Source organism: Psychrilyobacter sp. (assembly GCF_049671765.1).
Classification (GTDB): Bacteria; Fusobacteriota; Fusobacteriia; order Fusobacteriales; family Fusobacteriaceae; genus Psychrilyobacter.
Map to the genome: position 1 here is coordinate 1 of NZ_JBATVM010000254.1, position 5,570 is coordinate 5,570.

A 5,570-nucleotide genomic window follows, 5' to 3' on the forward strand; every position below is an offset into this window, starting at 1 on the left:
TAGCTACTCTTGTCATCTCGTGTAGAGACGGGGTGATAAGGCCACTTAAGGCAACGCCATCTACCTTCTCATTTTTTAGTGTAGTTATGATTTTATCCATAGAAACCATGACTCCTAGGTCGATGATTTTATACCCATTACATTCTAAAACTGTTTTTACTATATTTTTTCCAATATCATGAACGTCACCGTCTACAGTTGCCATAACGATGGTTTTTTTGTGACCCATATCTATTTTTTCATTTTTAATCAAAGGAGTTAAATAAGTTACAGCCTCTTTCATGATAACGGCACTTTTAACTATTTGAGGTAGGAATAACTTTCCGCTATTAAAATATTCTCCTACTTTTTCCATACCTTCCATCAATATATCTTGTATTATTGAGATCGGAGAGTACTCATTTAATAATTGATCTATAAGAGTTGTTAAATTTAATTTATTTCCATTAATCAGATTCTCTATAATCTGGACTCTTGGATCGGATTCTTTTTCTGCTGTTTTAGGAGAAATAATTTTCTCTATCTGTTCATCTAATAATGAATCTAAGACATCTTCTGTATTCATGATTAGTTTATAAATTTTATCTTCTAGAGAACTTTTTATTTTAACAATTTTTTCTGCTGGATTCATTATCACCATATCTAGACCGCTTTCCTTGGCTAATTTCAAAAATACTTGATGGATAGCATGTCTTAATGGATTATTTCCCCTAAAAGCAAATGAAACATTGCTTAATCCACCACTTGTTTTGGCATGGGGTAAATTTTCTTTTATCCATTTTATGGAATTTATATAGTCTTTGGCATAATCTCTATCTGTTTTTTCTCCTGTTCCAATTGTTAAAATATTTGTATCAAAGATAATATCAGAAGGTGAAAAACCTATGTTTAAGAGAAGATCATAGGATCTTTTAGAAACCTTGATTTTTTTATTGAATGTATCTGCCTGCCCTGTCTCATCAAAGGCCATAACTACTAAAGCTGCACCATATTTTTTAACTATTTTGGCTTTTCTAATAAACTCCTCTTGGCCATCTTTTAGACTGAGTGAGTTGACAATTCCTTTAGAGGGTAGATTTTTTAATCCTTCCTCTATTATATCAAAATCAGAAGAATCTATCATAATAGGAATATTAGCAGTGTCAGTAGATGATAGAAGTAACTTTATATATTTTTTCATCTCTATTTTGGAATCTATCAATCCATCGTCTAGATTGAGATCCAAGATATGAGCTCCTGTATTTACTTGAATTCTAGAAATTTCTAAAGCTTCATCATATTTTTTTTCTTTTATCAATCTTGCAAACTTTTTAGACCCAGCTACATTATTTCTCTCTCCTACAATCAAAAATCCATCATGATCTAAAACTTCATTTCCAGAGATATTAAATTCTAAAGATTTTTTTCTTAAAATTCTAGGGGGTAGATTTTTTACTGCTTCTGCTATAAGTTTTATATGTTTAGGAGTTGTACGACAGCATCCCCCTATAATATTTATTCCTGAATGGTTTAATAGATCGTTTAAAATTTCTATCATTTCTTCTGGAGTCTCAGTGTATTCACCTATTTCATTAGGTAATCCCGCATTTGGATATATAGATATTGGTTTATGGGTAAATTTTCCTAGTTTATGGATCAGAGGTATAAGCTCTGTAGCTCCAAAAGAACAATTTAAACCAAAGGATAGGATAGAGTCTCTATCTAAGGAAATAACCAATGATTCCATAGTTTGTCCAGACAAAAGTCTACCAAATTTATCCACTGTGGCTGAGATCATAATTGGAAGTGTTTTCCCCTCTTCCTCAAAAATTTCTTCTGCACCGATAACTGCGGCTTTTGCATTTAAACCGTCAAATATAGTTTCAATAAGTAGGAGATCTCCTCCCCCATGAAGGATACCTCTTATCTGGGTTTTATAGGCTTCCTTTAATGTGTCAAAATTTATTTCTGATGAATCGATACTTATACTTTTATTAGAAGGGCCTACGGAACCTGCTACCCATACTTTTTTACCAGTTTTTTTAAAATAATCTAAAACTGTAAGTTTAGCTAATTTAGTTCCTTCTAAAGAAACTTCGTATGCCAATTCTCCTAAGTTATAATCAGCCATAGATATGGTATTTCCATTAAAGGTATTAGTTTCTATAATATCTACTCCAGCGTTTATATAGCTGTTGTAGATATCTTTTATAATATCAGGTCTAGTTAGATTCAGTATCTCGTTAGCTCCCTTTAATTTAAAGGAGAAATCACTAAATCTCTCTCCTCTAAAATCTTCTTCGGTTAAATCATAGTTTTGTATAGATGTTCCCATAGCCCCATCTAAAACCATTATTTTTTCTTTTAAAATGTTTTTTATATTTGTATTTATATTCATATTTATTTGGCCTCCTCAATTAATCTTTCATGAAGAAGAGATACCGCTTTTTCTAGATCTTTTTGATGGATAATACAAGAAATATTTATGTCTGATGAAGAGACCATCTCAATAGAAATGTTATTTTCAGATAATACTTTAAAAACTTGTGCTGCGACTCCCTTTGATTTTACTCCTATTCCTATGACAGAAACTTTTCCTAAATTTGGGATATGAACCAAATTTTTTCTATTCTTAGGATATTTTTCTCTTAAAATTTCAAAAGCTTTCTCTAGTATCTCTTGTTTTAAAATACAAGAGATCGTAGCACCCCTTTCAGGGTCAAAATCATGGGTAATAATATCTATATTATACCCTTCATTAGATAGTGTGCTAATAACATCTGCCAATCTATGTGGGGTATCTCTTAAAGTTATTTTAGATAAATTTTTACTGTGGGTAATTCCTCTGATTACTTCTTTTTCCATTTTATCTTCTCCCTTGATAATACTTCCTTTTGTCCATGAATATGAAGAACGTAGATGTATTTTTATATTGTATTTACAGGCTAACTCCACACTTCTACTATGTAGGACTTTAGCACCGTTTCCAGCCATTTCTATCATCTCGCTATAGGCAATTCTATTAATTTTTTTAGCATTTTTAACTACCCTTGGATCTGCTGAATAGATTCCATCAACATCTGTATAAATTTCTACCTCTTTAGCACCTAAAGTTACTCCTAACGCCACAGCAGTAGTATCAGAACCACCTCGTCCTAGAGTGGTTATATTACCATGTAGATCTACTCCTTGAAACCCTGCGACCACAACTACATTTCCTTCTTCTAGTGCTTGTTTTATTTTTTTACTATCTATATCTAATATTTGAGCACAGTTGTGATTACTACAGGTTTTTATCCCTAATTGTGTTGCAGTAAATGAAACGGCACTTTCTCCTAACTCCTCTATTGCCATGGCCAAAAGAGCTATTGATATCTGTTCACCAGTTGACAAGAGTACGTCTAATTCCCTTTTTTTAGGAGTTTTAGATATCTTATGCGCTTTTTCCAAGAGAATATCTGTATATCCTCCTTGAGCAGATAAGACAGCTACTATGCTATTTCCCATTTTTTTACTTTCGACAATTTTTTTAGCAACTTCTAATATCCGTTCTGTATTTTTTACAGAGGTTCCTCCAAATTTCTGAATAATAACTCCCATTTTTATTTGCCTCCGTTTATATTATGTATGTATTATAATACTTGTTCAAGTATCATATTTAACCAATTTTTATAGAAAATATCTCTGTGTTTATCCCAAGTAAAAAAACTTTCTTTATTTGGATCATTATCTTTATAGTAATTTTCAGGGATATTTTTTAGATCTCTTCGATATTCTTTGTCTAGAGTATCCATTTGATATTCACCATGTCCTGAGATATAGATCTTTTGTAGGTCTTTTGTGGCTGCCATATATACTCCAGCTTTTTTATTTTCTGCGATTATCATAAGCCCTGCTTCTAAAATATCTTCTTTTTGATTGTATGTATGTCTAGAATGAGGAGCATGAAATTCATCTAATGGGATCAGTTTATTTTTATTAACACTATGATTAAAAACCCCAAATATCTTTTCTTTTAGTGGATGTTTCAAAATTTTATAGTGGTGATATAGAGCTCCTTGACTGGCCCAACAAATATAAACACTAGGAATTTTCAAATTAAATACAGGTTTTAATTCATTCCAATATTTTATTTCTTCAAATTCTAAATTTTCTATAGGAGCTCCTGTTATAATTAGTCCTTGATAATTTCTTTCCTCTAATTTACTGAGAGGAATATAGTTTTTTTCTAGATATTCCGTGGAGGTATGTTTTGAAATATGATTATCTGGATATAAGAATTCTACCTCTACAGTTAGATCATATCTACCTAAAAGATTAAAAAATTGAGATTCTGTCTCTTCTTTAAATGGCATTAAATTTATAATTCCTATTTTTATTTTTGCATTATTTTTATTTTCAAAGAGGATTCCGCTGTCTCTAGAATCTTCTATACCTTTTAAATTATAATTGCATAGAATAGATATTTTACTCTACCTCCTCAATTCCTTTTCGAATATATTTTATATTTTCTAAAATTCTTTTGGTTACATCAACTTTATTCATGGTATATATATGAATTCCATCTACTCCAGAAGCTATTAAATCTATTATCTGCTCTGTGGCATAGGTTATTCCAGCTTCTTCTAGTGCTTTTGGGTTATCCTTGAATTTATCTAATATGGCCTGAAATTTTCTTGGGATTTTTGCATTACATAGTTCCTTTACTTTTTGAATTTGTTTATAATTTGTAACAGGTAATATTCCTGCAACTAATGGAACATTAAAATTTAATTTTTTAGTTTTTTCTCTAAATGCATAAAAATCGTCATTGTCAAAGAATAATTGTGAGACTAAAAAATCCGTTCCAGATTCGACCTTTGTTTTTAGATGAAAAAGATCTAACAGGTCATTATTTTCAAAGTGTACTTCAGGATAAAAAGCTCCTGCCACAGAAAAATCGTCATTTTTTTTAATGTGTCTTACTAGATCGCTAGCATAGCTAAAGTGTGAACCATGGACTTGATCTCTTGGGATATCTCCTCTCAGCGCTAGGATGTTTTTTATGCCATTATTTTTTAATTGTTTCAGAGTAGCGTTTATAGATTCTTTTGTAGCCCCTATACAGGTTAGATGAGCCATAGTTTCTATCTTATTTATATTTTTTATTCTTTTTGTTATCTCAACGGTTCTATCTTGACTACTTCCTCCTGCTCCATATGTGACACTTATATAATCTGGCTTTAGTTTTGCTAGTTCATCGATAGTTTTATATATTTTTTCTATGGGGAACTTATTGTTTGGAGGGAAGATCTCAAACGAGATCACAGTATCTTTATTTTTTAATATATCTTTTATCTTCATAATTTCTCCCTTCTACTTAAATGTGGAACGTTTTATATATATTTGATTAAATATAAAATCAGTTTATTTAGATCTTGTTATTGCATTTTCTAGATCTGCTATGAGATCATCTATATTTTCTAATCCTACAGAAATTCTTATCATATTTGGCTTTATTCCTGCTGATTGTAATTGTTCATTACTTAACTGTCCATGGGTTGTACTGGCAGGATGGATGATTAAGGATTTGGCATCTGCTACATTAGCTA

5 protein-coding genes are annotated in these 5,570 nt (G+C 31.0%); all 5 read right to left on the reverse strand.

The window, feature by feature from the left end; all coding sequences use genetic code 11:
* A partial coding sequence (locus WBG30_RS12075; protein ID WP_424504912.1) for a homocysteine S-methyltransferase family protein occupies window positions 1-2,377 on the reverse strand: 2,377 nt, incomplete at its 3' end.
* 2 nt (window positions 2,378-2,379) lie between these two features.
* Window positions 2,380-3,579 carry an aspartate kinase gene (locus tag WBG30_RS12080; RefSeq protein WP_424504913.1) on the reverse strand — a complete coding sequence of 400 codons (1,200 nt, stop codon included), beginning with the start codon at window positions 3,577-3,579 and terminating at the stop codon, window positions 2,380-2,382.
* Between the two features lie 32 nt (window positions 3,580-3,611).
* Complete coding sequence (locus tag WBG30_RS12085) at window positions 3,612-4,445, reverse strand: homoserine O-acetyltransferase/O-succinyltransferase family protein (protein ID WP_424504916.1); 834 nt, start codon at window positions 4,443-4,445, stop codon at window positions 3,612-3,614.
* 1 nt (window position 4,446) lies between these two features.
* Complete coding sequence (gene metF, locus WBG30_RS12090; protein ID WP_424504914.1) at window positions 4,447-5,322, reverse strand: methylenetetrahydrofolate reductase [NAD(P)H]; 876 nt, start codon at window positions 5,320-5,322, stop codon at window positions 4,447-4,449.
* A gap of 63 nt (window positions 5,323-5,385) precedes the next feature.
* The coding region (locus WBG30_RS12095; protein ID WP_424504915.1) for a PLP-dependent transferase at window positions 5,386-5,570 on the reverse strand (185 nt) is incomplete at its 5' end.

Excerpts from the sequence above, each read along its gene's own strand:
- metF (WP_424504914.1), bottom strand. The coding sequence starts at position 5,322 with ATGAAGATAAAAGATATATTAAAAAATAAAGATACTGTGATCTCGTTT.
- WBG30_RS12080 (WP_424504913.1), bottom strand. The coding sequence starts at position 3,579 with ATGGGAGTTATTATTCAGAAATTTGGAGGAACCTCTGTAAAAAATACA.